The 25359-nt window shown below is 64.2% G+C and carries 28 protein-coding genes; 11 read left to right on the top strand and 17 right to left on the bottom strand.

Going from position 1 to position 25359, the window contains the following annotated elements; all coding sequences use genetic code 11:
- Window positions 1–188: 188 nt before the first annotated feature.
- Window positions 189–1463 (bottom strand): glucarate dehydratase family protein, encoded by a 1275-nt coding sequence (locus KI609_RS12775; RefSeq protein WP_226443756.1) that lies wholly within the window; start codon window positions 1461–1463, stop codon window positions 189–191.
- Window positions 1464–1577: 114 nt separating this feature from the next.
- Window positions 1578–2564, bottom strand: coding sequence for a Bug family tripartite tricarboxylate transporter substrate binding protein (locus KI609_RS12780; protein ID WP_226443758.1), 987 nt, complete (start codon window positions 2562–2564; stop codon window positions 1578–1580).
- Between the two features lie 103 nt (window positions 2565–2667).
- Between KI609_RS12780 and KI609_RS12785 the strand changes: the two genes are divergently transcribed.
- The 3 genes from KI609_RS12785 (at window position 2668) to KI609_RS12795 (ending at window position 5323) form a co-directional block, all read left to right on the top strand.
- Entirely contained in the window at window positions 2668–3348 is a 681-nt protein-coding gene (locus tag KI609_RS12785) for a GntR family transcriptional regulator (protein WP_226443760.1), read from the top strand.
- Window positions 3349–3601: 253 nt separating this feature from the next.
- On the top strand, window positions 3602–3904 hold the full coding sequence (locus tag KI609_RS12790; RefSeq protein WP_226443762.1) for a helix-turn-helix transcriptional regulator: 303 nt from the start codon (window positions 3602–3604) through the stop codon (window positions 3902–3904).
- Between the two features lie 39 nt (window positions 3905–3943).
- Window positions 3944–5323 carry a type II toxin-antitoxin system HipA family toxin gene (locus tag KI609_RS12795; RefSeq protein WP_226443764.1) on the top strand — a complete coding sequence of 460 codons (1380 nt, stop codon included), beginning with the start codon at window positions 3944–3946 and terminating at the stop codon, window positions 5321–5323.
- A gap of 156 nt (window positions 5324–5479) precedes the next feature.
- On the opposite strand, the gene KI609_RS12800 is transcribed toward KI609_RS12795, so the two are convergent.
- Both KI609_RS12800 and KI609_RS12805 read right to left on the bottom strand, forming a co-directional pair.
- Complete coding sequence (locus KI609_RS12800; RefSeq protein WP_226443766.1) at window positions 5480–6187, bottom strand: VIT family protein; 708 nt, start codon at window positions 6185–6187, stop codon at window positions 5480–5482.
- A gap of 115 nt (window positions 6188–6302) precedes the next feature.
- Window positions 6303–7709: a PQQ-dependent sugar dehydrogenase gene (locus tag KI609_RS12805; RefSeq protein ID WP_226443768.1), complete on the bottom strand. Its 1407-nt coding sequence runs from the start codon at window positions 7707–7709 to the stop codon at window positions 6303–6305.
- A 221-nt stretch (window positions 7710–7930) separates the two neighbouring features.
- Here KI609_RS12805 and KI609_RS12810 point away from each other — a divergent pair, with 221 nt between their 5' ends.
- From KI609_RS12810 to KI609_RS12820, 3 genes are all read left to right on the top strand, one after another.
- Window positions 7931–8215, top strand: coding sequence for a DUF6150 family protein (locus KI609_RS12810; RefSeq protein ID WP_226443771.1), 285 nt, complete (start codon window positions 7931–7933; stop codon window positions 8213–8215).
- 308 nt (window positions 8216–8523) lie between these two features.
- Window positions 8524–9114: a chromate transporter gene (locus KI609_RS12815; RefSeq protein ID WP_226443772.1), complete on the top strand. Its 591-nt coding sequence runs from the start codon at window positions 8524–8526 to the stop codon at window positions 9112–9114.
- Window positions 9111–9725, top strand: a complete 615-nt coding sequence (locus KI609_RS12820) for a chromate transporter (RefSeq protein ID WP_226443773.1) — start codon at window positions 9111–9113, stop codon at window positions 9723–9725. The genes KI609_RS12815 and KI609_RS12820 overlap by 4 nt, the downstream gene beginning before the upstream one ends.
- A gap of 71 nt (window positions 9726–9796) precedes the next feature.
- Here KI609_RS12820 and KI609_RS12825 read toward each other — a convergent pair whose 3' ends face one another.
- The 4 genes from KI609_RS12825 to KI609_RS12840 form a co-directional block, all read right to left on the bottom strand.
- Window positions 9797–10963: an ABC transporter substrate-binding protein gene (locus tag KI609_RS12825; RefSeq protein ID WP_226443774.1), complete on the bottom strand. Its 1167-nt coding sequence runs from the start codon at window positions 10961–10963 to the stop codon at window positions 9797–9799.
- A gap of 197 nt (window positions 10964–11160) precedes the next feature.
- On the bottom strand, window positions 11161–11886 hold the full coding sequence (locus KI609_RS12830; RefSeq protein ID WP_226443775.1) for an SIR2 family NAD-dependent protein deacylase: 726 nt from the start codon (window positions 11884–11886) through the stop codon (window positions 11161–11163).
- Window positions 11887–11948: 62 nt separating this feature from the next.
- Complete coding sequence (rlmB, locus tag KI609_RS12835) at window positions 11949–12698, bottom strand: 23S rRNA (guanosine(2251)-2'-O)-methyltransferase RlmB (RefSeq protein ID WP_226443776.1); 750 nt, start codon at window positions 12696–12698, stop codon at window positions 11949–11951.
- A gap of 140 nt (window positions 12699–12838) precedes the next feature.
- Window positions 12839–13564: an ABC transporter ATP-binding protein gene (locus KI609_RS12840; protein WP_226443777.1), complete on the bottom strand. Its 726-nt coding sequence runs from the start codon at window positions 13562–13564 to the stop codon at window positions 12839–12841.
- 15 nt (window positions 13565–13579) lie between these two features.
- On the opposite strand from KI609_RS12840, the gene KI609_RS12845 reads away from it, so the two are divergent.
- On the top strand, window positions 13580–14269 hold the full coding sequence (locus KI609_RS12845; protein ID WP_226443778.1) for an arylesterase: 690 nt from the start codon (window positions 13580–13582) through the stop codon (window positions 14267–14269).
- A gap of 41 nt (window positions 14270–14310) precedes the next feature.
- Here the strand turns inward: KI609_RS12845 and KI609_RS12850 are convergent, their stop codons facing one another.
- The 4 genes from KI609_RS12850 to KI609_RS12865 all read right to left on the bottom strand — a co-directional run bounded on the left by KI609_RS12850 (window position 14311) and on the right by KI609_RS12865 (window position 17481).
- Window positions 14311–14502 carry a hypothetical protein gene (locus KI609_RS12850; RefSeq protein ID WP_226443779.1) on the bottom strand — a complete coding sequence of 64 codons (192 nt, stop codon included), beginning with the start codon at window positions 14500–14502 and terminating at the stop codon, window positions 14311–14313.
- Between the two features lie 54 nt (window positions 14503–14556).
- Window positions 14557–15462, bottom strand: coding sequence for a DUF2189 domain-containing protein (locus KI609_RS12855; protein ID WP_226443780.1), 906 nt, complete (start codon window positions 15460–15462; stop codon window positions 14557–14559).
- Between the two features lie 151 nt (window positions 15463–15613).
- Window positions 15614–16870: a PLP-dependent transferase gene (locus tag KI609_RS12860; RefSeq protein WP_226443782.1), complete on the bottom strand. Its 1257-nt coding sequence runs from the start codon at window positions 16868–16870 to the stop codon at window positions 15614–15616.
- A gap of 119 nt (window positions 16871–16989) precedes the next feature.
- On the bottom strand, window positions 16990–17481 hold the full coding sequence (locus KI609_RS12865; RefSeq protein WP_226443784.1) for a BON domain-containing protein: 492 nt from the start codon (window positions 17479–17481) through the stop codon (window positions 16990–16992).
- A gap of 164 nt (window positions 17482–17645) precedes the next feature.
- On the opposite strand from KI609_RS12865, the gene KI609_RS12870 reads away from it, so the two are divergent.
- The 4 genes from KI609_RS12870 to KI609_RS12885 all read left to right on the top strand — a co-directional run bounded on the left by KI609_RS12870 (window position 17646) and on the right by KI609_RS12885 (window position 21956).
- Entirely contained in the window at window positions 17646–19334 is a 1689-nt protein-coding gene (locus tag KI609_RS12870) for a SulP family inorganic anion transporter (protein WP_226443786.1), read from the top strand.
- A 79-nt stretch (window positions 19335–19413) separates the two neighbouring features.
- Entirely contained in the window at window positions 19414–20187 is a 774-nt protein-coding gene (locus KI609_RS12875; RefSeq protein WP_226443788.1) for a GGDEF domain-containing protein, read from the top strand.
- 10 nt (window positions 20188–20197) lie between these two features.
- A complete protein-coding gene (locus KI609_RS12880; protein WP_226443790.1) occupies window positions 20198–21052 on the top strand; it encodes a MinD/ParA family protein in 855 nt (284 codons plus the stop codon).
- A 106-nt stretch (window positions 21053–21158) separates the two neighbouring features.
- Window positions 21159–21956, top strand: coding sequence for a sulfurtransferase (locus KI609_RS12885; protein ID WP_226443792.1), 798 nt, complete (start codon window positions 21159–21161; stop codon window positions 21954–21956).
- A gap of 95 nt (window positions 21957–22051) precedes the next feature.
- Here KI609_RS12885 and KI609_RS12890 read toward each other — a convergent pair whose 3' ends face one another.
- The 5 genes from KI609_RS12890 to KI609_RS12910 form a co-directional block, all read right to left on the bottom strand.
- The gene (locus KI609_RS12890; RefSeq protein ID WP_226443794.1) at window positions 22052–22978 is read right to left on the bottom strand and encodes a pirin family protein; all 927 of its coding nucleotides are present in this window, start codon (window positions 22976–22978) and stop codon (window positions 22052–22054) included.
- Complete coding sequence (locus tag KI609_RS12895; protein ID WP_226443796.1) at window positions 22975–23382, bottom strand: OsmC family protein; 408 nt, start codon at window positions 23380–23382, stop codon at window positions 22975–22977. Before KI609_RS12895 ends, KI609_RS12890 begins: the two co-directional genes overlap by 4 nt.
- A gap of 93 nt (window positions 23383–23475) precedes the next feature.
- Entirely contained in the window at window positions 23476–24030 is a 555-nt protein-coding gene (locus KI609_RS12900) for a flavodoxin family protein (RefSeq protein WP_226443798.1), read from the bottom strand.
- Window positions 24031–24118: 88 nt separating this feature from the next.
- Window positions 24119–24532, bottom strand: a complete 414-nt coding sequence (locus tag KI609_RS12905) for a DoxX family protein (RefSeq protein WP_226443800.1) — start codon at window positions 24530–24532, stop codon at window positions 24119–24121.
- Window positions 24533–24596: 64 nt separating this feature from the next.
- Window positions 24597–25298 (bottom strand): pirin family protein, encoded by a 702-nt coding sequence (locus KI609_RS12910; RefSeq protein WP_226443802.1) that lies wholly within the window; start codon window positions 25296–25298, stop codon window positions 24597–24599.
- Window positions 25299–25359: the final 61 nt, after the last annotated feature.

Raw genomic sequence — 25359 nt, forward strand, 5'->3', positions numbered from 1 at the left:
TATTATTTTTAAGTATTCTCCAACGCCTTCGCTTGGCCGTTCACCTCAAAAAACCCAAACGGAAGGCCCCACTGCGCTGCATTTAGCCCAACTCAGAACCAATGGGTTGCCAAAAAAGCTACCGGGGGAGAAACCCACAGCGAGTCGCAAACCACACAACAGGCCAGGCACGCGGCGCCGGGACCGGGTCAGAAACGCGGTGTTTTTCCGCTGAACGCGGGATCGTATTTGCGCATCTGCGTCAAATCGTCGCGGTTGCGCACTACGCAGGTCTTGTACTGCTCGTGCAACACAGCCAATGCGTCTTGGTCCAATTCCACGCCCAGGCCCGGGCGGGTCGGCACCACCACGGAGCCTTTGTCGAAACGGATGCGCCCGCCTTTGATGACTTCTTCCTCTTGCCAGGGGTAGTGGGTGTCGCAGGCGTAGGTTAGGTTGGGTACGCTGGCGGCCACATGGGTCATGGCCATCAGGCTGATACCCAAATGTGAATTGGAATGCATCGACATGCCCAGCCCCCACAGTCGGCACATGCGCGCCAGCGTCTGGGTGGCACGCAGGCCACCCCAGTAGTGGTGGTCAGACAGCAGCACTTTCACTGAACCCATTTCGCAGCCCTTGCGAAAATCGTCCATGGTCGTGATGACCATGTTGGTGGCCAACGGCAGCTTGGTGTGTTTCGCCAGCTCGGCCATGCCCGCAAGGCCGGGCGTCGGATCTTCGTAGTACTCCAGGATTTCGTCTAAAGCCAGGGCTGCGGCGATGCTGGCCGCAAGGGACCAATTGGCGTTCGGGTCCAGCCTCAGCGGCACGCCAGGGAAGGCTTTGGCCAGCGCCTGCATACACGCAACCTCGTGCGTTGGCTCAAAAACGCCGCCCTTCAATTTGATGCTCTGAAAACCGTACAAGTCGATCATGCGCTGCGCCTGCGCCACGATCTGCGCGGGGCTGATGCCTTCTCCCCAGGCGTCCGGTGCATAGGGCTTGCCGATGTGCTCTGCATACTTGAAGAACAGGTAGGCACTGTAGGGCACAGCGTCGCGCACCTTGCCCCCCAGCAGGTCCACCACTGGCGCACCGACGATCTGACCTTGCAAGTCGAGCATGCCCACTTCAAAGGTGCTGATCACCTTGGGTACGTTCTTGATGGCGTGGGAGCCGGGCGCCAACTCGAACTCAATGGCGCCGGGCACCGCTTTGACGGTAGCTCGCACCCGTTCTTCCATCACGTTGAGCGCGAAAGGCGACAGGCCAATCAGCAGCGGGGTAGCCTGCGCCAGGATCCGTAACATGGGCTCGTCGCCATAGGTTTCAGAAATGCCAACCCGGCCGTCGCTGGTTTCGATCTCGACGATGGCGCGCAACGCCCAAGGTTCGTGGATGCCCGCGGCGTTGAGCAGCGGGCCGTCGCGAAAGGCGATGGGCGTGACCAAAACGCGGGTGATGGTGGTGTCGCGTGCCATGGAATCGTGTTCTTTCAACGGGGCGTGGTGGTTCGATCAAAAAGACCGTGGATCAGCGGTAAGCCCACCGCTGCGGGCTTAATAAGCGCATTGCGCACAACCTGGGCCAAGTCATCAATCGACGGTGGCGCCGATTTTCTTGACCAGGTCGCCCAGGCGGGTGACGTCTTTCTGTGTGACGGCCGCCAGTTCAGCGGGCGTGCTGCCCACGACCTGCATCCCGAACTGGGTCTCCAGCTTGTTCTTGAGCTCTGGGCCATTCAGCGCCTTGACGATTGCGGTGTTCAGGCGGGTGATCACCTCCTTGGGGGTGCCCTTGGGTGCGTAAACGCCCTGCCAGGACACGAGGTCCAGGCCCGGGAAACCAGCCTCTGCCGTGGTGGGTACGTCGGGCGCCAACGGCGAGCGCGTCTTGGTCGTGACGGCCAGAAACTTCAGCTTGCCGGCCTTCACGAGCGGCGCGCCTGCGGTCAGTTGGTCAAACAGAAACGGCACGTTGCCGGCGGCCACGTCCTGCAGCGCCTGCGGACTGCCCTTGTAGGCGATGTGCTGCATGGGCACCTTGATCAGTTCGGCCATTTGGGCACCGGTCAAGTGGGTGGAGGTGCCCGCGCCGGATGACGCATAAGAAGCCTTGTCAGGGTTCTTCTTGATCCAGGCCACCAGCTCTTGCACCGAGTTCACCCCCAGGTCGCTGTTGACCATCAACACATTGGGCACATAGGCAATCAAGGTGACGGGCTCAAAGTCTTTCACCGGGTCATATGGCAGCTTTTTGTACAGCCCGGCATTGATGGCGTGGGTGCTGATGGTTCCGCCAATAAGGGTGTAACCGTCGGCTGGCGCCTTGGCGACTGACTGAACACCGATCACACCCCCCGCACCGGGGCGATTGTCGATCACCACCGACTGCTTTACTGCGACCGAAAGCTCTTGCCCCACCACCCGGGCCACCACGTCGGTAGACCCCCCCGCAGCGAATGGGACCACCCATGTGATGGGTTTGGACGTGGGCCAATCGGACGCATACGCGCTGACAGCAGCCAGGCTGAGGGCGCTGCAGGCCGCAAGCAAAGTAACGCGACGGTGGAATCGGTGCATGGTTTGTCTCCATAGGGTGGTAGTTATTGGAATATTAAAGCACTAATGTATTAGTGCGTCAATTCTGCATCCCACTAGAATTCAGCGCCGGACTCCCTTCCTCATGAAAAAAATCCACAAGTTCGACCGTACTCGCCAAGCAGCCCCCCAGGTATTTGAATGGCTGCGCGAGGTCATCCTTTCACTGGAGCTGGCTCCGGGCACTCCGCTGTCGCGCGCTGAGTTGGCCGAGCGTTTTGAGTTAAGCCAGACCCCCGTGCGCGATGCCCTGTTGCAACTGAGCCAGGAAGGCCTGGTGGACATCTATCCTCAGCACGCCACCTTGGTGAGCCGCATCGACATCGCATCGGCCACCCAGGCGCACTTTCTGCGTTGTGCCATTGAGCTGGAAGTGGTTCGCACGCTGGCCCTGGTCGACGACCCCGTGCTGCGCGCCAAACTGTCCGCACAGGTGGACTTGCAGGCGGCGCTGGCAACGGCCGATACCGAGGAGTTCATCGCGTCTGATCAAGCATTCCACCGCATGATGTATGAGGCCGCCGCTGTGCCCAATCTGTACGAGCTGGTGCGCCAGCGCAGTGGCCACCTGGACCGGCTGCGTCGGCTTGACCTGCCGTCGCCTGGCAAAGCGGCGCGGGTGGTGCGCGACCACCGCGCGATCGTCGAGGCCCTGGCCGCACACGACCCCAACGCCGCACAGGCAGCACTGCGCACCCACCTCTCGGGCACCCTGGGCCATGTCGCTGACATCCGGGCACGGCACCCAGACTATGTGACTGCGTAGCCTCAGAGGGGTATCCCGCACGCCCGCTTGCTTTGCCAAAGCAGCGGTACCGCTTTCTCACCGGGGTTGGTCGGCTCGCCGGGCATTGGGACCGTTATGCACCGGCCAGAAAGGCTTCATGGGCGGCCCCCTGAACGGTCAACGGATCAAAGCCATCGACACTTGCGACGCATGCAGAACAAATCCTTCACGTGATAGCGAATATTTGATTATTAAAATACTCTTATCAAATAAAAAGAGTATAAATGCAATCATGAATGCCGACCTCATCCCCACCCTCGCCGCCGCCCGCAAGGCCCACCAGATGACGCAGGCCCAGCTTGCCGAGAGCGCGGGCCTCAGCCGCATGACGGTGCAGCGCACCGAAGGCGGCGACCTGGACCCGCGCTATTCCACCCTGGCCGAGATGGCCCGCGTGCTGGGCATGGACATCATCGCGGTGCCCAGCAGCCTGCGGCCCAGTCTGGAGGCGTTCATCCAGTCGGGGGGCAAGTTTCTGGGCCAGCCCGAGGGGGTGGATGCGCCGCCCTCGGTGGTGGATGGTCTGCGCGGCTGACCGTAGAGACTCCTCGCACACCCCTTCGGTCCACACTCCATGAGCACCTCCATCCGCTACCTGCGCCTGTACCTGCACCGGCCTGCGCTGGCGGACGGGGGCACGCCGGGCGAGTCCAGTGCGCCAGCCAGCCGTCGCGAACCGATTGGCTACCTCTCGCAATACGGCGACATCCTGCGCGTGTCGTTTGACGAGAGCTACATCCGCAACCCGCAGCGCCCTACCCTGTCGCTGAGCTTTCAGGGCGCCGACGAGGCGGCCACGCAGCAGATTTTGGCGTCGGCGCGCGATGCGCGGCTGGTGCGCACCGATGGGCGCTGGCCGGTGTACTTTCAGAACCTGCTGCCCGAGGGCCACAACCGCGAGCGGCTGGCGCGTGAGCGGGGCTGCAGCCCTGATGATGAGTTTGAGCTGCTGGCCGCCGCAGGCCACGACCTGATGGGCGCGCTGGAGGTGGAGCCCGTGCCCGCGCAAGACGGCATCCCGGACGTGGTGCGGCATTGGCACACCACGCAAGGCCTGGATGTGCTGGAGCCGGGGTTTGTCGAGTTCCCGGTGGAAGACGCGGCATCACTGCCCGGCGTAGTCACCAAGTTCAGCGCGGTGCAGGACGGCCGCCGCTACACCGTGCACCGCCAGGGCGCGGCTGGCAGTGTGATCTTGAAGCTGCCCACCACCGCCCACCCTGACCTGGTGGCCAACGAGTACACCGGCTACCAGCTGTGCAAGGCGCTGGGGCTGAACGTGGCCGATGCGCGCGTCATCACCCGCGCCCAGGCCGACCTGCCCGATGCCGTGCCCTTTAACGAGATATTGGCCGTGCAGCGGTTTGACCACCTGCCCGGCGGCGCCCGCGTGCACATGGAGGAGTTCAATCAGGTGCTGGGCTACACACCCCGGCAAAAATACGGCAAAACCCATGGCAAAGGGGTGCTGCAGGACTGGGCCACCATGCTGCGCGTGCTCAACCGCCTGAGCCGCCAACCGGTGCTGGACACGCGCGAGTTTCTGGCGCGCATGGTGGTCTTCATCCTGATGGGCAACACCGACGCCCACCTGAAAAACTGGGCCCTGATCTACCCCGACGGCCGCGTGCCCCAGCTGGCCCCGGTGTACGACCCGGTGTGTGTGGCTGCGTTTTTTGATGGCGTGCCCAACCACCAGTACGCGGTGAACCGCGCCATCGACAACACCCTGCGGGCGCTGACCTGGGATGACATGGAAGGACTGATGAAGTCCGCCGGGCTGCTGCGCGTGCCCCGGCACCTGGCGCTGCTGCGTGATGTGGTGAAGCAGGCCCGTGCCGACTGGCCCGCGCTGCTGCGTGATGCGCCACCGGCCGTGCAAGCCACCGTGCAGCAACGGCTGGCGGGAGCGACGGCGCTGGGGCAGGCCGCCAGCCGCAGCACCGCTGGCTGATATCAAAACGCTCTTATTTTGATAGCTATTGGCGCTTATTTAACAAGCGCCACAGGCCGATTTGATTCAAATCTGCGAGCCCAATGCCTTATGGCAATACCAATACCTTATGGGATGCCCGCTCAGCCAGCAGTGCGTTGGGCCTGTGGGTGGCCTTCATACCGGCGCACCAAACCACGCCCCCACCCCCGCAGTGATCGCCATGGCCAGTGCGCCCCAGAAGGTCACGCGCCAGGCCCCCACCACCATGCCCGCGCCGCCCGTGCGGGCCGCCACGGCCCCCAGCAGTGCCAAAAAGACCAGCGCGGTGCCGGCCACCCAGTACAGCAGGCTGGCCATGGGCGCCAACGCAGCCACGGCCAATGGCAATGCGGCCCCCACGGCAAAGGCAGCGGCCGATGTCACGGCGGCCTGCACGGGGCGGGCTGCCAGTGCCGAGGACACATGCAACTCGTCCCGCGCATGGGCGCCCAGCGCATCGTGCGCCATCAGTTGCGATGACACCTGCTGGGCCAGTTCGGGCGTGAGGCCCCGGCCCACATAGATGGCGGTCAGCTCGCGGGCCTCGGCCACTGGGTCGGCGGCCAGCTCAGCGCGCTCGCGGTCGAGGTCGGCCTTTTCGGTGTCGGCCTGCGAGTGCACCGACACATATTCGCCCGCCGCCATCGACATGGCGCCCGCCACCAGCCCGGCCACCGCCGTCATCACGATGGTGGACTGGCTGGACTGCGCGGCCGCCACGCCCACCACCAGGCTGGCAGTGGAGACGATGCCGTCATTGGCACCCAGCACGGCGGCGCGGAGCCAACCAATGCGGTCGGTACGGTGGCGTTCAAGATGCAGGCGGCGTGTGGCTGAAGTCATGGGCATGTCTTTGGGTGAAGAGAGAAGGCTTGCAGGGTAGGTGCCAACGGCCCAGTTCGTCAATTGCGCCACTCCATCTCATCCATAAAAGTCAGCCCCAACGGCCATGCGCTGCTCAGGGCCGGGGGGCACACGTCACGCGCCACACGGTGTTGCCCACGTCGTCGGCCACCAGCAGCGCACCGCGCGGGTCCACGGCCACGCCCACCGGGCGGCCCCAGGCCTTGCCGTCGGGGCTGACAAAGCCCGTCAGCACATCCAGCGGCAGGCCCACGGGCTGGCCGTTGGCAAACGGCACAAACACCACCTTGTAGCCGCTGCGGGGCTTGCGGTTCCACGAGCCATGTTCGCCCACATAGGCACCGCTGGCCAGTGCCGGCAACAGCGCCGGGCCGGTGGCAAACGCCAAGCCCAGCGGGGCGACATGCGAGCCCAATGCATAGTCGGGCGCGATGGCCTGGGCCACCAGGTCGGGCCGGGGTGGCTGCACGCGCACGTCCACGTTCTGGCCAAAGTAGCTGTAGGGCCAGCCGTAAAACGCGCCGTCTTTGACTGAGGTGAGGTAGTCGGGCACCAGGTCGTCGCCCAGTTCGTCGCGTTCGTTCACCACCGTCCACAGCGCGCCGGTGTCGGGCTGCCAGCCCAGGCCGTTGGGGTTGCGCAGGCCCGAGGCAAACTCGCGGTGGGCGCCTGTCAAACGGCCCACCTCCCAGATGGCGGCGCGGCCCGCCTCGGCGGCCATGCCGTTGTCGGCCACATTGCTGTTGGAGCCCACCGTCACATAGAGCTTGCTGCCGTCGGGGCTGGCGATCAGGTTTTTGGTCCAGTGGTGGTTGATGGGGCCTGCGGGCAGGTCGATGAGCTTGGTGCCAGGGCCCGCCAGGCGGGTCTGCCCAGGGGTGTAGTCGAAGCGCAGCACGGCATCGGTGTTGGCCACATACAGGGCGTTGCCCACCAGTGCCATGCCAAAGGGTGAATGCAGGTCGGCGGCAAAGGTGGTGCGGGTTTCGGCCACGCCGTCACCGTCGGCATCGCGCAGCAGGGTGATGCGGTTGGCCGATGGCACCCCGGCCCCGGCGCGCTTCATCACCCACTTCATGACCCAGCCTTTGATGCCCTTGGCGTCATCGGGCTTGGGCGGCGCGTTGCTCTCGGCCACCAGCACGTCGCCATTGGGCAGCACCAGCAGCCAGCGCGGGTGGTCCAGCCCCGTGGCCAGCGCCGTCACGCGCAGGCCGTTCATGGGCGTGGGCTGGGTGCCTGCGGGCCAACCCTGGGCGGGCGCAATGTGCACGGTGGGCAACAGCGCTGACGAGGGCGGTGGCAGCGTGGGCGACCGGCCCATGCCCGCTTCGGGCGGCAGGGGGACGGGGTCGGTGCAGGCGCTCAGGGCACAAAGGGTGCCGATGACAGCCCCCACCACCTGCCACCGGCGATGCCCATGGTTGGGCGCATTGCCATGGGCGCACCGGCCCGCAGCGCCATCAGGGCCGGGGGTTGCACAACGGGGGAACAGAGACATGGCACACCTTGCACCGCAGCGCACAGGCTGCATCACGGTGCAGTGTGTGCCGCTGGGTGCGCCGGGCCTGTCAGCCGGTGGCGCGAACGCCTGACCGCAGGAAGGGCGGGTATGTACCACTGCGCGGCGCCGCAGGCTTGCGCACCATGGGCGAGGGGCCATGGGTCGGGCACGCCCAAGCTGTCGACCGCTGGCTTCGCGCTTTTCACAGGAGGTTGTGCATGGCAAAAATTCTGGTGGTCACACAGGCCCCCGCCGCCGATGCCAAGGTGTTTGAAGTGCCCTATGAAAGCCAGGCTGACCTGTGCTGGTACGAAATGCCCCACGCGCAGCAGGCCGAGGGCGATGCCGTGTGGTGTTTTGTGGACCACGCCTCCCTGGCCACGTTCAGCATCTTGCGGGTCAAGTACGCAAGCCAGGCAGACCTCAAGACCTTCAAGGTCAAGTACCGCGAGCAGGCGGGGTGGCGCACCATGGGGCACCCGCTCAACGGCAGCCTGGCATGACGGGGTGCAGCCGCCAAACAGGTGACAGACAGCCGGGATGTCAGCAGTCAAACAGGTCTTGACTGCGCCAATGGCGTCGCCGGATCTGCCCGATCACGACGCCGCCCATGCCATCGCAGCGCACCGAACACGCGTAACATGGCGGGCGCACCGTGGCGCCGGGCCCCTCAGCAGATGCAACGGGCGATGCCGGGGCTATTGCGAGCCCGTCAGCCCTGCGGAATGCGCCGCCTCAACCGCTCCTTTATACATAGCTATCAGCGCTTATATAACAAGCGCTACAGCCGTTTTTTACTGATATCGCAGTCATGGCACCTGCCACCTCCCCTCACCCCAATGCGCCCACGCGCCCACAGCCCCGCAACCCGACCGATCTGTTCTGGTCTTTTACCTTGCTGGCACTGCAGGGGTTTGGCGGCGTGCTGGCTGTGGTGCAACGCGAACTGGTCGAGAAAAAGGGGTGGATGACCAACGAGGAGTTTGTGGAGGACTGGGCCGTGGCGCAGATCATGCCCGGGCCTAATGTGGTCAACCTCAGCATCATGATCGGGGACCGCTACTTTGGCCTTCGGGGCGCCGTGGCGGCGTTGGCGGGCATGCTCACGTTTCCGCTCATCCTCGTGCTGACGCTTGCCATGGTGTATGCCCAATTCTCCAGCGAGCCTGCGGTGGCCGGTGCGCTGCGTGGCATGGGTGCCGTGGCTGCCGGGCTGATCGCAGGCGTGGGGATCAAGCTGTTCGCATCCATCAAGAACCACCCGCTGGGGCGGCCGCTGTGTGTGGTGCTAGCGGGGCTGACCATCGTGGCCATGGCGGGCCTGCGGTTGCCGCTGTTCTGGATACTGCCGGTGCTCGGCGGCGCCGCGTGTGTGCTGACCTGGCGAAAGTTGGCACCATGACCGCCGCCACCACCGTGACTGCCCCCCTTCTGGCCTTGAATGCCGGCGACTGGTTGAACCTGTTCTTGTATTACCTGTCGCTGTCGCTGCTGGCCGTGGGCGGCGCCATTGCCACCGCACCCGATATGCACCGCTTTCTGGTCGAGCGCCAGGCCTGGCTCACCGACCCGCAATTCAGCGCCTCCATCGCCATTGCGCAGGCCGCGCCCGGCCCCAATGTGCTGTTCATCGCGCTGCTGGGCTGGAACGTGGGCATCAACGCGGGTGGCCCCGGTGTGGCGGGCTGGCTGCTGGGCGCCCTGGGCATGGCGGTGTGCATGCTGGGGGTGATGCTGCCCAGCAGCCTGCTCACCTGGCTGGCCACTCGCTGGGGACATCGCAACCGCGAGCGGCGCGCCGTGCGCGCCTTCAAGCAGGGAATGGCCCCGGTGGTGATTGGCCTGCTGCTGGCCACTGCGTGGGTGTTGGCCCGCGCCCACGGCGTGTGGGCCACCGACTGGCCGGTGTGGCTGCTGACGGCCGTAACCGTGGTGCTGGTGTGGCGCACTAAGCTGCATCTGTTGTGGATGCTCGGGACTGGCGCGGCGCTGGGGGCGTTGGGCTGGATTTAGGCGCGTGGGCGCAAGGAGCGCAGCAGGCGCAGGCGCAGGTGCAGCCCCGATAACAGGGCTGCCATTTTTTATCAGCTCAATCGCCGGCCGTTGTCGGCATATATCGCCAGGTAAATCGCGTCCGAGCCGATGTAGGGCGCCTTGTTGCCAAAGCCGATATTGAAATCACCGAATGAGAGCGCGCGGATGCTGGCAAGGCCGGCGCGCAGGCGCTCGCGGGTGACATCCTTGCCCGCGTTCTTGAGGCCTTCAATCATGATCTGGCCATTGAGCCAGCCTTCGAGCGAACTGCCGCTGCTCACAAACGCCGGATCAGCGCCCATGGCCTTCATGGTGCTCTGGAACTTGCGCACCACCACCGATTTTTGTGACGTGGCATCGGGGAACACCTGCACCAACGCCAAACCGCGTGTGGATGCGGCCAGCTTGGGCAGCTCCGACGAAACTACCGTGACCGAAATGCCCGCCAGCGGCACGCCCTGCGCCTTGGCACGAAACGCCTGCACAAAGGCGGTGTTGGCCGTGCCGGTGGTGGCCAGCAGTACGGCGCCCGGGCGCTCGGCGGCAACTTTTTCGGCCAGCGCCGCGCCGTTCTTTCCATCAACCGCCAACGCAAATTCACCACTGCGCTCGACCTTGATGTCGTCAAGGGCCTGGGCCATGTCCTTGAGCACCTCTTTGCCGAAAGGATTGTCGAGGTACACCACGGCGATGCGCTTGAGGCCCATGTCCACGATCTGCTTGACCAGGCGGCGGGTTTCTTCGCGGTAGGTGGGGCGCAAGAAGAACACGTGGCGGTTTTCAGGCATGCGCAGGGATGTCGCCCCGGTCACCGGGCCCACGGTGGGGATGCCCTTGGATTCGATCAGCGGCAAGATGGAGGCGGTATTGGCCGTGCCCAGTGGGGAGATAAGTGCAAACACCGACTGCGTATCCACCATCTCCGTCACGTTCTTGAGGGTGCGACTGGCCACATAACCGTCGTCCTTTACCTCCATGCGGATTTCGCGGCCATACACGCCACCGGCCGCGTTCACCTCGGCAAAAGCGGCCTTCATGCCGGCCACCTGCTCGGTGCCAGCCTGGCCCAGGGGCCCCGTCAGCGCAATCGAGCAACCCAGCGTGAGCGACCTGCCGGTCAGCCCCTCGTCGGCCGCCATCGCGTTATGGGCCCACACGGGCAGGCCGGTAGCAGCTGCGGCCTGGGTAGCTCGCAAAAGGAATTGACGACGGCTCATGAGTAGTGGACCCAAAAAAACAAAGGTGCGGCAGCCTACCGGCAACCGGAGGGATTGAAGTGTCCGTTTCGCGACATAACGCAGCGCGCCAGCAACAACGCACAACACATAACGCCGCATTGCACGGATGCATCCATGCAATGCGTGGAGGACACCCAAAGGATGGGCTCTGACAATGAAAGGACGTAAAAGGACGATCAGGCAGCAAGCAACTGCGGCAGCAAGGTGCCCGCAGCGCCCCGCAACACGGCGTGCGCAGTCTCATCGAGCGCGCTGGGGGCCGTGTTGACCACCACCACGCGCGCGCCCGCCGTGCGCGCCAGTTGCGCCAGGCCTGCGGCCGGGTATACAGCGCCTGCGGTGCCAATGACCAGCATCACATCACACTGGCGTGCCGCCGGTTGTGCGGCCTCCAGCGCCGCCAGTGGCAGCGGCTCGCCAAACCACACCACGCCGGGGCGCACCAGATTTCCGCAGCGGTCGCAGTATGGCGGGTGGCCCGCCACCGCGTGGTCGAGGAAGCAACAGTTGCGCGGGGTGTCAAGCCAGCGGTCCTGGAAGATGTCGCCGTGCAGGCAGAGCACGCCCGTGCTGCCCGCACGCTGATGCAGGCCGTCCACGTTCTGGGTGATGAGGGTGATACGGTCGGGATGGCGGCGCTGGAAGTCGGCCAGCGCCAGATGCCCGGCGTTGGGGGACACCCCGGCCAGCAGGTCGCGCCGGTGCTGGTACCAGTCCCACACGCGCTGGGGGTGGGCGCGAAAGCCCGCCTCGGTCGCCATGTCCTCGGGGCGGAACTGCGCCCAGTAGCCGGTCTGCGCATCCCGGAAGGTGGGCACCCCCGATTCAGCGCTGATGCCCGCCCCCGTAAGCACCGCAATGCGCCGGGCGTTGCGCACCCAGGCAATGGCGGTATGGGGCATGGCGGTTGCTGGGTATCGGGTGCCGGGAGTGGCGGTGTCAGGTCGGCCGGTTGGCGGGCCCGTCAGGCCGACCGCTGGCGCAGCGCCTCGTACAGGCACACGCCGCTGGCCACCGAGACGTTCAGGCTCTCGACCGCGCCCTTCATGGGGATGCTGACCAGTTCGTCGCAGGTCTTGCGCGTGAGCTGGCGCATGCCGTCGCCCTCGGCCCCCAGCACCAGGGCCACAGGGCCTTTCAGATCGACCTGGTACACGGTTTTGGGCGCATCGTCGCTGGTGCCGATGCACCAGATGTTGCGCTCCTTGAGCTCGTTCAGGGTGCGCGAGAGGTTGGTCACCATGAAATACGGCATGGTCTCGGCCGCCCCGCTGGCCACCTTGGCCACGGTGGCGTTGATGCCCACGGCGTGGTCCTTGGGCGCGATGACGGCATGTGCGCCGGCACCGTCGGCCACGCGCAGGCAGGCACCCAGGTTGTGCGGATCGGTGACACCGTCGAGCACCAGCAGCAGCGGGTTTTCAATGCCGGCGGCTTCCAAGTTCTCCAGCAGCTCGTCGAGCGAGGTGATCTGTGCCACGGGCTCTACCCGTGCAGCCACGCCCTGGTGGCCATGGCTGCCCGCCAGCTTGGCGATGCGCACGCTGTCGGCTTCGATCAGCCGGGCGCCGGCTTCGCGGGCGCGGTCGAGAAACTGGCGCATGCGGGCATCGCGCCGCGTGGCTTCGTAGTAAATCTCGATGATGGATTGCGGCGCGGTCTTCAGACGCACGCCCACGGCGTGAAAGCCGAAGAGAACTTTGGGGCTGGACATGGGAGGATTATCCGCTGGCGCAGGGGTGTGGCTTAGAAAACTATCAATTCAATAGCTGCCAGCGCAAGATACACAAGCGCCAGAGGCCAAAAACACCAAAAAATCAACCGCAGCGCACACCCCCCGGTGCGAGCAGGCCATCAGACCACCTGCCCCGCCTCGATGGTGATGCGCCGTTCGCATTGATCGGCAATCGCCCGGTCGTGTGTGACCAACACCAGTGTGGTGCCCAGTTCGCGATTCAGGTCGAACATGAGCCGCATGATGGTTTCGCCCGTCGCAAAATCCAGGCTGCCCGTGGGCTCGTCAGCCAGCAGCACGGCCGGCTGCACCACAAAGGCCCTCGCCAGGGCCACGCGCTGCTGCTCACCACCCGACAGCACCTTGGGGTAATGCGCCAGGCGCTGGCCCAGGCCCACACGGGCCAGCATGTCGGTGGCGGCCTTGCGGGCACTTTTGCGGACCTCCGGGCGGCTGGACAGCTCCAGCGGCAGCATCACGTTTTCGAGCGCGGTAAGGTTCCCCATGAGCTGAAAGCTCTGGAACACAAAGCCTATCTTCTGGGCGCGCAGAGCGGCACGCGCGTCTTCATCGACGGCAAAAAGGTCATGGCCGTCGATGCGCACCGTGCCACGGGTGGGCGTGTCCAGCCCGGCGATGATGGACAACAAGGTGCTTTTGCCCGAGCCCGATGCACCCACGATGGCAGCGGTTTCCCTCGGTGCCAGGCGGAAATCGATATCCCGCAGAATGTCGAGCGTTCCCGTGGAATCCGTCACCGACTTGAAGACATGCTCCACCGCAATAATGGGTGTCGCAGACGATGCCGGGATGGACGCCACCGGCGATGAGAAGGGTTCGGACATGAAAGGCTCTTTATTTTGATTCGACATCAACACCGGCGCCACTTTATCCTGAGCGCCGCTACCGGCCTGGTGGTGGGGATTTGCGCCCCGGCCGTGTGGGCCCAGGCAAAACCTGCGGTGAAAGCCACAGCGACGCCCCATGCACGCCCACCGTTGATTCTGGTGTTGGGTGATTCGCTGAGCGCCGAATATGGCCTGGCGCGCGGCACGGGCTGGGTGGCCTTGCTCGAAAAGCAGCTATCCAAAGAAAAACCAGGTGTGTCCGTGGTGAACGCCAGCGTGAGTGGCGAAACCACCTCCGGCGGCCGCTCGCGCCTAGCGGCCTTGCTTGCACAGCACCAGCCCAGCCATGTGGTGATCGAGCTTGGGGGCAACGACGCACTGCGCGGGCTACCGCTCAAAAATACGGAAGACAACCTGAACTGGATGACACAAACGGCGCAAAAAGCCGGCGCCAAGGTGCTGCTGGTGGGGATGCAGGTGCCGCCGAACTATGGCACTGACTATGCCAATAAGTTTGCAGCGTTGTTTGCTGGCGTGGCGCAGGCCAACAAAGCGGGGGTCGTACCGTTCTTGCTCAAGGGGGTGGCCGACGGGCCGGACCCGACCCGCCTGTTTCAGGCAGATCGTATCCACCCACGCGCCGAGGCACACCCGCAGATGCTGGCCAACGTGTGGCCGGAGCTCAAGAAGCTGCTGCGCTGATACGGATGCGCACGTGCAGCATCGGGGGGAACGTGGACGGTCTACGCGCTGGCGGGGCCTGCAGGCTGGTCAGAGGCGGGGGCATCGCCACCGGCTTGGGCGTCATCGGGCTGCCGATCGTCCTGCGGGCCGTCTGGCCGGGGGTGGGTTTTAGCTCTCAGCTTCTCTTCCTTTTTTTTCTTTTTGGCGAGTTCGCGCTGGCGCTTTTCGTATCCGTAGTTGGGTGTTGCCAAGGTAATTGCTTCCTAAAGTAGAGGCCCACTGTAACAGCATGAACCTTGCCGGGCTTATGCAGGCGCCGACTGGCGTGGGGTTACTGCAGCACGGTAGGCATGCCAGCTGGCATGGCCCAGCACTGGTCCGGCCAATAACAGTCCCACGCCCCAGAACCAGAGCGAAAGAGACACGATGGCCGTGAGAAGCGCCCCCCAGAAAAACATCACCAAGGGGTTTTCGATCACTACCCGCATGCTGGTAATGCCCGCCGTGAGCGCGTCGGTGTCGCGATCGAGAATCATGGGGATGGACACCACCGAGGTGGAGAACACCAGGGTGGCAAAAACCCCGCCCACCACGGTGTACACCGCCACAAAACTCCAGTTCTGGGGGTTGAACACCGCCTGCACCACGCCCGTGGTGGATGGCATGCCCGTGTTGAAGAACACCGCAAACACCACCAGCGAAGCCCTGCCCCACAGCAGCTCCAGCACCACGAGCACCAGTACCAGCATGCCCATGCTGCCCATATGGCTGTCCCAGCAGGTCAGCGACTCGCTCAACGCCGCAGGCAACCCGGCCTCGCGACGCCGGCTGGTGTCATAAAGCCCCATGGCCAGAAATGGCCCCAGCAACAAGCAGCCGCTGGCCAGGGACATGGCGTATTCGGGCCGTGTGCGAAACACCCAGCCCAGCACCAATGCCATGAGCCAAAAGCAGGAGCCATAAAAGACCGCAACCCCCGGCGCGGCGCGCACGTCCTGTACCCCCCGGGCGAGCCACCGCAAAGGGTCGCCCCACCGCAACCGCTGCAGTGTGACGGGCGGTGTGGCCTCTGGACTGGATGAATGGTTTGGCGCCAGGCCCGCTGACTGAGCCGGCCGCGCCAGCAAGGCAGCGTCTACCGGTTCGACAGAATGGCCGGGCGTGGTCGGCGTGGCGGGCTTGGAAATGGGGAGAGACGGTGTGGCGGTCATGGGGGGAAAAACAAGCGGAGGTGGGCAGCGGGCGACACAAGCGACTGCCGCAAATCCGCGAGTCCTCACACTAAGCCACCTATCCGCGCCGCGCCACTGAGGAAACTACCACCCCGATACCACCCCGCCACAACCCAAGGCGTAAAGCCTGTCACCCCGCCGCAGACGGGTCAAGCGGGGGAAAGGCCCGAGCCATGGCTTGCTCCAGATCGCAGCGAAGGTCTTCCACCGCTTCAAGCCCCACCGAAAACCGCACCAGGGTGCCGGGTGCCAAATGCGGAGCGGGCCGACTGCGCATGGTGGCCAGGTCATAAGGCACCACCAGGCTCATCGGGCCGCCCCAGCTGTAGCCCAGCTTGAACAGGCGCAAGCCGTCACAGAAGGCATCCACCTGCTGCTGCGTGTATCGCGCATCGATCATCACGCTGAACAACCCCGCTGCCGCGCCCTGCCCGCCTTGCGCGGCTCCGCACAGGGCCTTCCAGTGGGCATGGCCGGGCGATGACTCCAATGCGGGGTGTAGCACCTGGGCGATGGCGGGCTGTTGCTGCAGCCATTGGGCCAGGCGGCGGGCCGCCTCGTCGTGGGCACGGTAACGCAGGCCGATACTGGACAGGGCACGCAACACGGCTTCTGCGTCATTGCCCGCCACACCCAGTCCCAGGCGCATGTGGGTGAGCTTGATCTTCATGTGCAGGGCCGGGTCGCGCGTCATCACGCTGCCCATCAGCACATCCCCCCCTCCGCTCGGGTACTTGGTGAGTGCATGCGCAGAAACATCCACGCCCAGGGTGCCGTCGCCCAGCAGGTCGAACGGCGCAAATGCCAGGCCCGCACCCCAGGTGTTGTCGAGTGCGGTGGTGACCCCGCGCGCACGGCAAATGCGCACCTGCTCGCAGAGGTCCGGGAACTCCATGGTGACCGACCCCGGCGCCTCAAGCCATACCAGCCGCGTGGCAGGCGTAAGGCGCGCCTCCAGATCTGCAGGATTCAAAGGGTCGTACAGCACGGGCTTGATGCCCAGGCGGGCGAGTTCTGCGTGGGCGAGGTCTTTATTGGGACCGTAGGCGTTGTCGGGAATCAGCACCTCATCACCCGGTTTGAGCAGCGCCAGGGCCACGTTGGCAATGGCCGCGAGGCCACTGGGCACCAGCAGGCATTGCAGCCCGCCTTCCAGTGTGCACAGGCGCTCTTCGAGAATGAAGGTGGTGGGCGTGCCGTGCAGGCCATAGGTGTACCCGCTCTTGTCCTTCCATTCGCGAGAGCGCATGACGGCCACATTGGGGAAGATGACCGTGGACGCCTTGTAAACACCAGGCTGGGGAGCCATGAAGCCAGGCGGTGGCGAATAATCGTGATGAACGAGACGGGTGGAGAGATCAGGCAGGTGGTCTTTCATGCACACCATGGTAGCGCGCCGCCATGGGTCATTCCGTGGCGGCGCTTGGTCCAGGCGCTGGCCCGGTGCAGTGCAGGTGCAGGGCCTTTTTGCAGGGCGTGGAAGTCCCTTAGATCGTGAACACGTTCTTAATTGGGTGTGACCACCAGCTGGTTGTTGACCGAGGTCACACCATTGACCGCTTTGGCAATGGTTTCGGCCCGGTCGCGGGCTGCCGTGGTGGGAGCCGGCCCATTCAAGGTCACCTTGCCGCCCACTGTATCGACGTTGATCTTGACGGCACTCAAGTCTGGGTCTTTGGCAAGTCCGGCATTGACCTGGGTTGTGATGGTGGCGTCATCAATGGCCCCCATGGCGCTGTTGGCGGCACTTTTTGCGGTGGACTCGGCGGTGGCTGCGCCTTGTTCCATTTTGGTTTCCGCTTTGTTCATGGCGCTTTCCGCTTTGACGCGGGCATCGGCGGCGGCCTGCTCGGTTTTTTCAACAGCTGAGTCCAGACGTTGCCCCACGGTAGGCTCTTCGTTTTTGCCGCAGGCCGCCAAACCCAGCGCCAGGGCGCTGACGGCCAGGATGCTGGCAAAGCGGTGTGCGGGGCGTTCGGTCATTTTGATGGGGTTCATGGGATTGCTCCTTGGATGGGGACGGGATGAAGCCATCGTAGGCAATCGTGCACGCCGACGGGGTCAGACAGAGCCGAGGTGCGTGTAGGACAGAGACCGAATTCATCCCTCCCTGGCGAAACGGGTTCCAGCGGAACTCCGGCGTGACACGCGACAATCGGGGCATGACGTCATTACCACTGGCCCGCTGGTTTCCGTTCCTCAAGTGGCCCCGCCCTGATCGGGCTTTGATCAAAGGAGAGTTCTGGGCGGGAATGACCGTCGGACTGATGCTCGTGCCTCAAGGTGTGGCCTATGCCGCACTAGCCGGGATGCCGCTGGTCACCGGGATTTATGCGTCCCTGATCCCAGCCCTGGTCGCGGTGCTGTTCAGCTCATCCACTCGCCTGGGAGTGGGGCCCACTGCGCTGACGAGCCTTTTGATCGGCGCATCGCTCACGGGGCTGGCAGAGCCAGGCAGCGCTGACTGGGTGGCCCTCGCAGCGTGGATGGCACTGTTGTCTGGCCTGCTCCAACTCGTCATGGGCATGGTCCGGTTTGGCTGGTTGCTCAACCTGGTGACGTCTCCCGTGCTCAGCGGCTTCACGCAGGCGGCGGCGCTCCTTATCCTGGGCTCTCAGTTGCGGTCGTTGACGGGAATGCGTGCGGCCGAATGGAGTGCGCTGTTTTCCACCCCGTCGCCCGGGCTGTTTGATTTGACGGCAGCGACGTTCGGGTTGGGCAGTCTGGCGCTGCTGGTGTTGGCGCGCCGGCTGCGCCCCAGTTTTCCGGCGGCCATTGTGGTGGTGAGCGCCGCAGGTGCGTTGAGCTGGGCCCTGGGCTACGCCGACGCAGGAGGTGCTGTAGTGGGGGCCCTGCCGTCGGGTATGCCCGCGCCGTACTGGCCGGGTGCTCTGTCCTGGACGAGTTTCACGGCGCTGGTGATGCCGGTGCTGGTGGTGACCTTGGTGAGCTTTCTGGAGACAGCCTCCAGCGCCAAGGTGGAGAGCCAGCGCTCCAGCGACCAATGGGACGAGAACCAGGACCTGATTGGACAGGGGCTTGCCAAGATCAGCAGCGGCCTGTGTGGCAGCTTTGCCACCAGCGCGTCGTTCTCGCGTTCGGCCATCAATTTGTACGCGGGCGCCAAGAGTGGCTGGGCCACGCTCTTTGCCATTGGCTTGGTGCTGGTGGTGTTGCTGTGGTTGACGCCCGTGCTGTACCACGTGCCGCAGTCGGTGCTGGCGGCCGTGGTGGTAACAGCAGTCACCAGCCTGATCAAACCGGGGACGTTCGTCAGGCTGTGGAAGGTGTCTCGGGTTGAAGCGGCAATCAGCGGCATTACCTTTGCACTGACGCTGGCCACGGCGCCCCGCATGTACTGGGGCGTGCTGGTGGGGCTGCTGATCAATCTCAGCCATTTTCTTTATCAGCGCCTGCACCCGCGCATCATCGAAGTAGGCCTGCACCCGGACGGAAGCATGCGTGACCGCCATTTGTGGAACCTCCCCCCGCTGGCGCCCCGGCTTCTGGCGCTGCGCATGGATGCCGAGCTCGACTTTGCCTCGGCCAGCGCGCTGGAGCGGCGTGTTAACGAGCATCTGGTGCGGCACCCCGAGATCGTACATTTGTGCCTGCTGGCCCAGCCTATCAACCGCATCGATGTGACAGGAGTAGAAACCTTCGCCCAGTTGCTGGCGCTGATGCAATCCAGGGGCGGAACGCTGCACCTGAGCGGCCTGAAACTGCCCGCCGAAAAAGCCCTCCGACAAGCCGGTTTGCTGGAGCCAAACGCGGGGCTGGCCATGTACCGTACCGATGCCGAGGCGATGGCGGCCATTGCACAGCTGCCCGAGCCCACACCAAGGGTTTGAGCAACCAAATTGCTGCGGCGGTCGCCCGTTCTACATGCTGACGCACTGGTACACTCGGCAAACTCTCTTTGATCCACTTGTGTCTGACTCTGCGGCCTCTCATTTAGTCGATCTGCGCGACCTTCGCCTTGACACTGCACACGCGCTGGTGACTCAAGCCGGCGGCAGCGAAGCGGCATTGCAACGCGAAGCGCCTTCGCGCTATTTGCAGGGCCTTATCGATGGCCTGTGTGAACTCTCGCTCAAAGATCCCCTTACAGGGTTGGCCAACCGCAGGCATTTTCGTGCCGTGCTGGAGCGTGAAATCGATCGCGTGACCCGCTCAGGCGAAGCCGCCCTTTTGCTCATGCTCGACATCGATCACTTCAAAAAGGTGAACGACACCCACGGCCACTTGGCCGGCGACGCGGTTCTGCAGTCGGTCGCCCGCACATTGAGTGCATGTGTGCGCCCCATGGACACCTTGGCCCGTTATGGCGGTGAAGAGTTTGCCGTTGTGTTGCCCGCGTGCCAGGCCGCGTTTGGCCGTGTGGTGGCCGAGCGTATCCGGCGGGCGGTGGCCAATACGTCCATCCGCATCTCGCCATCGGTCGAGCTGAACGTCACGGTCAGCATTGGCGGTGCATTTGCCATGCAGTGGATCCGCTCCACCACATTGCTGTGGACCGACCGCGCCGACCACCAGCTCTACCAGGCCAAGGCGGCGGGCCGCGACCATGTCAGCATTGAGGAGCAACCCGACAGCACCGTCAGTGCCGAAGAGAAAAGCCTGTTGTTTGGCCCGCTCTACACCCCATCGGGCTGGGGCGACCTGCCTCCACTGGACCCCCACCCAACAGGCAGCGCCTACTGAAAGTTCGATGATGAGTGACGCGCTGTCCCCCCAACCCACCTCTCCAGCAGCCCCAGCTGGCCCCTCTATACCCATGGCCCCATCCCCACACGGCGCCCGCATCATCGCGGTGACCAGCGGCAAAGGCGGTGTGGGCAAGACCTTTGTGTCGGCCAATCTGGCCGCTGCCCTCACCCGCCGCGGTCAACGTGTGCTGGTGCTGGATGCCGACCTGGGTCTGGCCAACCTGGACGTGGTGCTGAACCTGCACCCCAAAATCACCCTGCACGATGTGTTCACGGGCAAAGCTGCGCTGGACGACGCCGTCATCGCGGCCCCGGGCGGCTTCGACGTCTTGCTGGCCGGCTCGGGCATGGTGGAGTATTCACGGCTCACCCCCGAAGTGCGCAACCAGTTTTTGAGCGTGATCCAGGCGCTCACGCCGCGTTATGACGTGGTGCTGCTGGACACCGGCGCCGGTATATCCGATGTGGTGCTGTTCTCGGTGTCGCTGGCTTCCGAGGTTTTGATTGTGGCCACCCCTGAGCCGACCTCGCTGACCGACGCCTACGCCGCGATCAAGGTATTGGCCATGCAGCAAAAACGCCAGCATGTGCGCATGGTGATCAACCAGGCGGCGCGCCCCGGCGATGGCCGCGCCATCACCAGCCAGTTGCAGCAGGTGCTGGACCGCTTTGTCACCACCGAGTCGGGCAGGCCCATGCGTCTGATCCACATGGGCGATATCCCGGCCGACCCCTCGGTGCGCGATGCGGTGATGCGGCGCCAGTTGCTGCTGCTGCAAACCCCCAACTGCCCGGCCGCTCTGGCGATTGCCCAGTTGGCCAACAAGATAGAAACCACCCTGCTTTCGCCCGCAGCGTGACAGCGCCCGCTGCCCCGGGGTGCCCATCCATGGGGTGACCGGCGGCGCAGGTGATTGACAGACCCACCCAACAGGCCTTCAACGGGCCTTTGTCCGTTTTATTGCCGTGAACAACAACGTCCTCAACATCTCCTGCTACAAGTTCGTGCCGCTGCCCGATGCCCAGGCATTGCGCGACCTGCTGCAGGCTCGGGCCACCAACGCCCAGCTCAAGGGCACCATCCTGCTGGCCGAGGAAGGCATCAACTTCTTTTTGGCTGGCCCAGTCGATGCGGTGCGCGGCTTTGTCGATGCCTTGCGTATCGACGCGCGTTTTGCTGATCTGCAACCCAAAGAAAGCTGGTCGGCCACCGTGCCATTTCGCAAGATGCTGGTCAAGGTCAAGCGCGAGATCATCCGCATGGACCACCCTGCCATTCAGCCCTCCGAGGGCCGCGCTCCGGCGGTCACCCCCGCCACCCTGCGCCGCTGGCTGGCCCAGGGCCACGACGACTCGGGCCGACCCGTGGTGACGTTGGACACGCGCAACGCGTTCGAAGTGGATGAAGGCACATTCGACAATGCCATCGATTGGCGCATCGACAAATTCACCGAATTTCCCCCTGCACTCAAGGCCCACAAGGCCGATCTCGCGGAAAAGACGGTGGTGAGTTTCTGCACGGGCGGCATTCGATGCGAGAAGGCCGCCATTCTGATGCGCGAGGAAGGCCTCACGCACGTTTACCAGCTCGAAGGTGGCATCCTGAAATACTTCGAGGAAACGGATGGCGCGCACTACCACGGCGGCTGTTTTGTTTTCGACGAACGCCGCACCCTGGCTGCAGACCTGTCGACCGGCACGCTGTCCGCAGCACCAGAAAAGTCCGCCACGCCTGCAATACCTGATTTCGCTCCTAATAAGTGAGCTGCTAGCGCTTATTGGATAAGCACTAGCGCCTTAATTCATCAATACATTTGCCCAAAAGATCCTTCCCATGGGCATAGGCATGGGCATGGGCATCAGGGTTTGAAACGGCGCTCCGGCAGTGGAATCCACTCCACCTCGCCTGGCACCTTGCCCATGGCCTGATCTTCCCAGTCGTGTGCCGCCTGAACGATGCGCTCCTTGCGGCTGGAGACAAAGTTCCACCAGATATGGCGTGGTCCGTCCAACGGCGCCCCGCCAATGACCACGAAGCGCGCGCCCGCACCTGCGGTCCCTCGGCCGATAGCGTTGGGGGCTGTGCTGCGCACTGTGGCGCCCCGCCCCTCGGGCAGCACGCCCAGGGTATGCAGGGGCAGCGGCTCGCTGTCGCCGTCCAGCTGCAGGTCGGCATTGACGCAGTAGATCGCCATCTCGGGGGCCAACGCCGGAAGCTCCAGAACAGCCCCCGCGGGCAATTGCACGTCCAGGTACAGCGTGGGGGCGAACGTGGCCACGGGCGATGTCTGCCCAAAAGCGGTGCCGATGAGCACACGCACCACTGCGTCGCCCACGCGTACCTCGGGGATGGCCTCGGCGGGCGTGTGGACAAAGGCGGGCTCCGCCTCCTCCTGCTCGCGCGGCAGAGCGGCCCACAGTTGCAGGCCATGGTTCACGTAGTCGCGCGAGGCCAGGGCTTCGGGACGGCGCTCGGAGTGCACGATGCCACGCCCCGACGTCATCCAGTTGATCGCGCCAGGCTCCACCTGCTGCAGCGAACCCAGGCTGTCGCGGTGCATGATCGCGCCTTCGAACAGGTACGTGACGGTGGCAAGGCCGATGTGCGGATGTGGGCGCACGTCATGTTCATCCTGCGGGTGCACCGTCACAGGCCCGAAGTGGTCGAAAAACAGAAAGGGGCCCACGGCCCTGCGCTGAAGCGCAGGCAACAGACGACGCACGGTGAATCCGCCGCCCAGATCCTTGTCATGCCCTGTCAGGTGAAGCAATGGGTCACCGCTCATGGCATGCGCTCCACCGTCGTGGTGATTTCGGTTGTCACGCTGGCCATGAGCTTGTGCACCGGGCATTTGTGGGCCACGGCTTCAAGCTCGGTCATTTGGGCGTCCGTCAGGTCGCCACTGATCTGCAGCCGCGCCGCGAGCCGGTATGTGCCGCTGCGCTCGGCGCTCGCATCTCGCTCGATCACCGTGTGCACATCCTGTACCGGCAGGCCTTTGCGGCGCGCGTACCACAACACGGTGAGTGCCTTGCAGGCCCCCAGTGCAGCGTCATACAGGTCATGGGGGTCAGGGCCACCATCGGCGCCGCCCTCTGCCACACTGCCATCCACCGTCAGTTCGTGGCTGCGGATTTGCAGCGTCTGGGCCATGGGGGCGCCGGGAATGCGCCGCAGTTCTAGGGACATGGTGCGTCTCTCTTTCAGGTGTGCTGGGGCCCTGCGTGCCAAGGCCGGGCCCCCAGTGAATGCGTCAATGTAGCGGAGAACGTGAATACGTTCTTAACGGCTCCAGCGGGCAACTGCTTCGGCCACGCGCTGGCCCAGCAAGCGGCCGGTCTCCAGATCGCCCGGGAACATCTCGGCGGCGGAGGCATCCGACGGCGACTGCGCCATCGCGCCGGTGTAGGCGCCGATCCAGTTCACATCGTTGCGCATGGCGGTCTTGGCGTTGGACGGAAGCACGCCATTGCCCACCCACAAGCCGCCGTGCTGCATGGCCAGGTGAAACAGATAGTCCAGCGTGATTTGCTTGTCGCCGTTGGTGCTGGCGCTGTTGGTAAAGCCAGCAAACAGCTTGTCCTTCCAGGCCTGGGTGAACCAGGGTTTGGAAGAAGCGTCAGCGAACTTCTTGAACTGCCAACTCGGCCCCGCCATATACGTGGGCGCGCCAAAAATGATGGCGCTGGCGGCGGCCAAGGTATCCCAGCCACCGTCGGGCAGGTTGCCATCGGCGTCAATCGCCACCAGTTGGCCGCTTGCGCCATGGGCCACGGCCTGGGCCAGGCGCTGGGTGTGGCCGTAGCCGGAGTGATAAACCACTGCAATCAGAGACATGGGAAGCGGTGCTTTCTGTATAAAAAATACGCCCTCGCCCCAGCGGGCGGGAGCGGAGTCATCCGGGACCAGCCGGAACCTACCGGGTTTAGCGGTCCGTGCGCTTGCCGTCAATGCTCCAGGCGCCAGCACCAAAGGCTGCCAGGGCGAGCAAACCGCCCACTACCGCGACGTTCTTGAAGAACAGCAACTGCGTGATCATTTGTTGATCAGCCGGCACGGCCCAGTAGGCATGAAAGAAATAGCTGGCCACCAAGGTGAAGAATGCCAACACCAACGCGGCGACACGGGTTCCCACACCAAAAATCAGCGCCAAACTGCCCAGCACTTCCACGACGGCTGCAATGGCCGCCGCAACGGTGGGCATGGGCATCCCAACCGAGGTGATATAGCCCACCGTGCCGGCAAAGCCGGTGAGCTTGCCAATGCCGGCAGGCAGGAACAGCGCGGCCATCAACAGACGGGCAACGAGGGCCAGAGGATTTTGCAGGGATGCGTACATGGTGAGCTCCTGATGAAAAATGGGGAGGAAAAAAATACAGAAGACGGTAGGAAAAAATAGACCGTCAGGCGGCCAGGTCAAACACCAGCACCTCGGCGTCGTGGCCATGGGTCAACGACAAGGTGGTTTCGTTTTCCATCAGCGCGGCATCGCCGGCCGACAGGCTATGCCCATTCACCTGCAGCGCGCCACGCACCAGATGCACGTAGGTCTTGCGTTCGGGGTTGAGAGCCCGTGTGACAGCCTCATCGGCGTCGATCAATCCCGCATGCACCGATGCATCTGCATGAATCTTGACCGAGCACTGCGCACCATCGGGTGAGGCCACCAGGCGCAGCACACCCCGTTTTTCGGCTTCTGCAAACGTCTTTTGCTCATAGCTCGGCGCAATGCCGCGCACATTGGGCTCGATCCAGATCTGCAGAAAATGCGTGGTCTGACCCGCAGCATGGTTGAACTCGCTGTGCATCACACCGGTGCCAGCGCTCATGCGCTGCACATCGCCGGGCGGTATGCCTTTGATGTTGCCCATGCTGTCTTTGTGGGCCAGTTCGCCCGACAACACGTAGCTGATGATTTCCATGTCGCGGTGGCCATGGGTGCCAAAACCCGTGCCCGGTGCGATACGGTCTTCGTTGATGACGCGCAGGTTGCCAAACCCCATGTGGGCCGGGTCGTAATAGCCCGCAAACGAGAAGCTGTGGAAAGAATTGAGCCAGCCATGGTCGGCATGGCCCCGGTCTTGTGATTTACGAACAGTCAGCATCGGTGTGCTCCTTTCAAGCCCCCACTGTAGATCTGCGACCCGTCTTGCAGGGGCTGGCAAA

This window comes from Acidovorax radicis (assembly GCF_020510705.1).
Classification (GTDB): Bacteria; Pseudomonadota; Gammaproteobacteria; order Burkholderiales; family Burkholderiaceae_C; genus Acidovorax; species Acidovorax radicis_A.

Bases quoted from the DNA above. Each gene is read 5' to 3' on its own strand.
- KI609_RS12775 (WP_226443756.1), bottom strand. From the start codon at position 1,463: ATGGCACGCGACACCACCATCACCCGCGTTTTGGTCACGCCCATCGCC.
- KI609_RS12780 (WP_226443758.1), bottom strand. From the start codon at position 2,564: ATGCACCGATTCCACCGTCGCGTTACTTTGCTTGCGGCCTGCAGCGCC.
- KI609_RS12785 (WP_226443760.1), top strand. From the start codon at position 2,668: ATGAAAAAAATCCACAAGTTCGACCGTACTCGCCAAGCAGCCCCCCAG.
- KI609_RS12790 (WP_226443762.1), top strand. From the start codon at position 3,602: ATGAATGCCGACCTCATCCCCACCCTCGCCGCCGCCCGCAAGGCCCAC.
- KI609_RS12795 (WP_226443764.1), top strand. From the start codon at position 3,944: ATGAGCACCTCCATCCGCTACCTGCGCCTGTACCTGCACCGGCCTGCG.
- KI609_RS12800 (WP_226443766.1), bottom strand. From the start codon at position 6,187: ATGACTTCAGCCACACGCCGCCTGCATCTTGAACGCCACCGTACCGAC.
- KI609_RS12805 (WP_226443768.1), bottom strand. From the start codon at position 7,709: ATGTCTCTGTTCCCCCGTTGTGCAACCCCCGGCCCTGATGGCGCTGCG.
- KI609_RS12810 (WP_226443771.1), top strand. From the start codon at position 7,931: ATGGCAAAAATTCTGGTGGTCACACAGGCCCCCGCCGCCGATGCCAAG.
- KI609_RS12815 (WP_226443772.1), top strand. From the start codon at position 8,524: ATGGCACCTGCCACCTCCCCTCACCCCAATGCGCCCACGCGCCCACAG.
- KI609_RS12820 (WP_226443773.1), top strand. From the start codon at position 9,111: ATGACCGCCGCCACCACCGTGACTGCCCCCCTTCTGGCCTTGAATGCC.
- KI609_RS12825 (WP_226443774.1), bottom strand. From the start codon at position 10,963: ATGAGCCGTCGTCAATTCCTTTTGCGAGCTACCCAGGCCGCAGCTGCT.
- KI609_RS12830 (WP_226443775.1), bottom strand. From the start codon at position 11,886: ATGCCCCATACCGCCATTGCCTGGGTGCGCAACGCCCGGCGCATTGCG.
- rlmB (WP_226443776.1), bottom strand. From the start codon at position 12,698: ATGTCCAGCCCCAAAGTTCTCTTCGGCTTTCACGCCGTGGGCGTGCGT.
- KI609_RS12840 (WP_226443777.1), bottom strand. From the start codon at position 13,564: ATGTCCGAACCCTTCTCATCGCCGGTGGCGTCCATCCCGGCATCGTCT.
- KI609_RS12855 (WP_226443780.1), bottom strand. From the start codon at position 15,462: ATGACCGCCACACCGTCTCTCCCCATTTCCAAGCCCGCCACGCCGACC.
- KI609_RS12860 (WP_226443782.1), bottom strand. From the start codon at position 16,870: ATGGTGTGCATGAAAGACCACCTGCCTGATCTCTCCACCCGTCTCGTT.
- KI609_RS12865 (WP_226443784.1), bottom strand. From the start codon at position 17,481: ATGAACCCCATCAAAATGACCGAACGCCCCGCACACCGCTTTGCCAGC.
- KI609_RS12870 (WP_226443786.1), top strand. From the start codon at position 17,646: ATGACGTCATTACCACTGGCCCGCTGGTTTCCGTTCCTCAAGTGGCCC.
- KI609_RS12880 (WP_226443790.1), top strand. From the start codon at position 20,198: ATGAGTGACGCGCTGTCCCCCCAACCCACCTCTCCAGCAGCCCCAGCT.
- KI609_RS12890 (WP_226443794.1), bottom strand. From the start codon at position 22,978: ATGAGCGGTGACCCATTGCTTCACCTGACAGGGCATGACAAGGATCTG.
- KI609_RS12895 (WP_226443796.1), bottom strand. From the start codon at position 23,382: ATGTCCCTAGAACTGCGGCGCATTCCCGGCGCCCCCATGGCCCAGACG.
- KI609_RS12900 (WP_226443798.1), bottom strand. From the start codon at position 24,030: ATGTCTCTGATTGCAGTGGTTTATCACTCCGGCTACGGCCACACCCAG.
- KI609_RS12905 (WP_226443800.1), bottom strand. From the start codon at position 24,532: ATGTACGCATCCCTGCAAAATCCTCTGGCCCTCGTTGCCCGTCTGTTG.
- KI609_RS12910 (WP_226443802.1), bottom strand. From the start codon at position 25,298: ATGCTGACTGTTCGTAAATCACAAGACCGGGGCCATGCCGACCATGGC.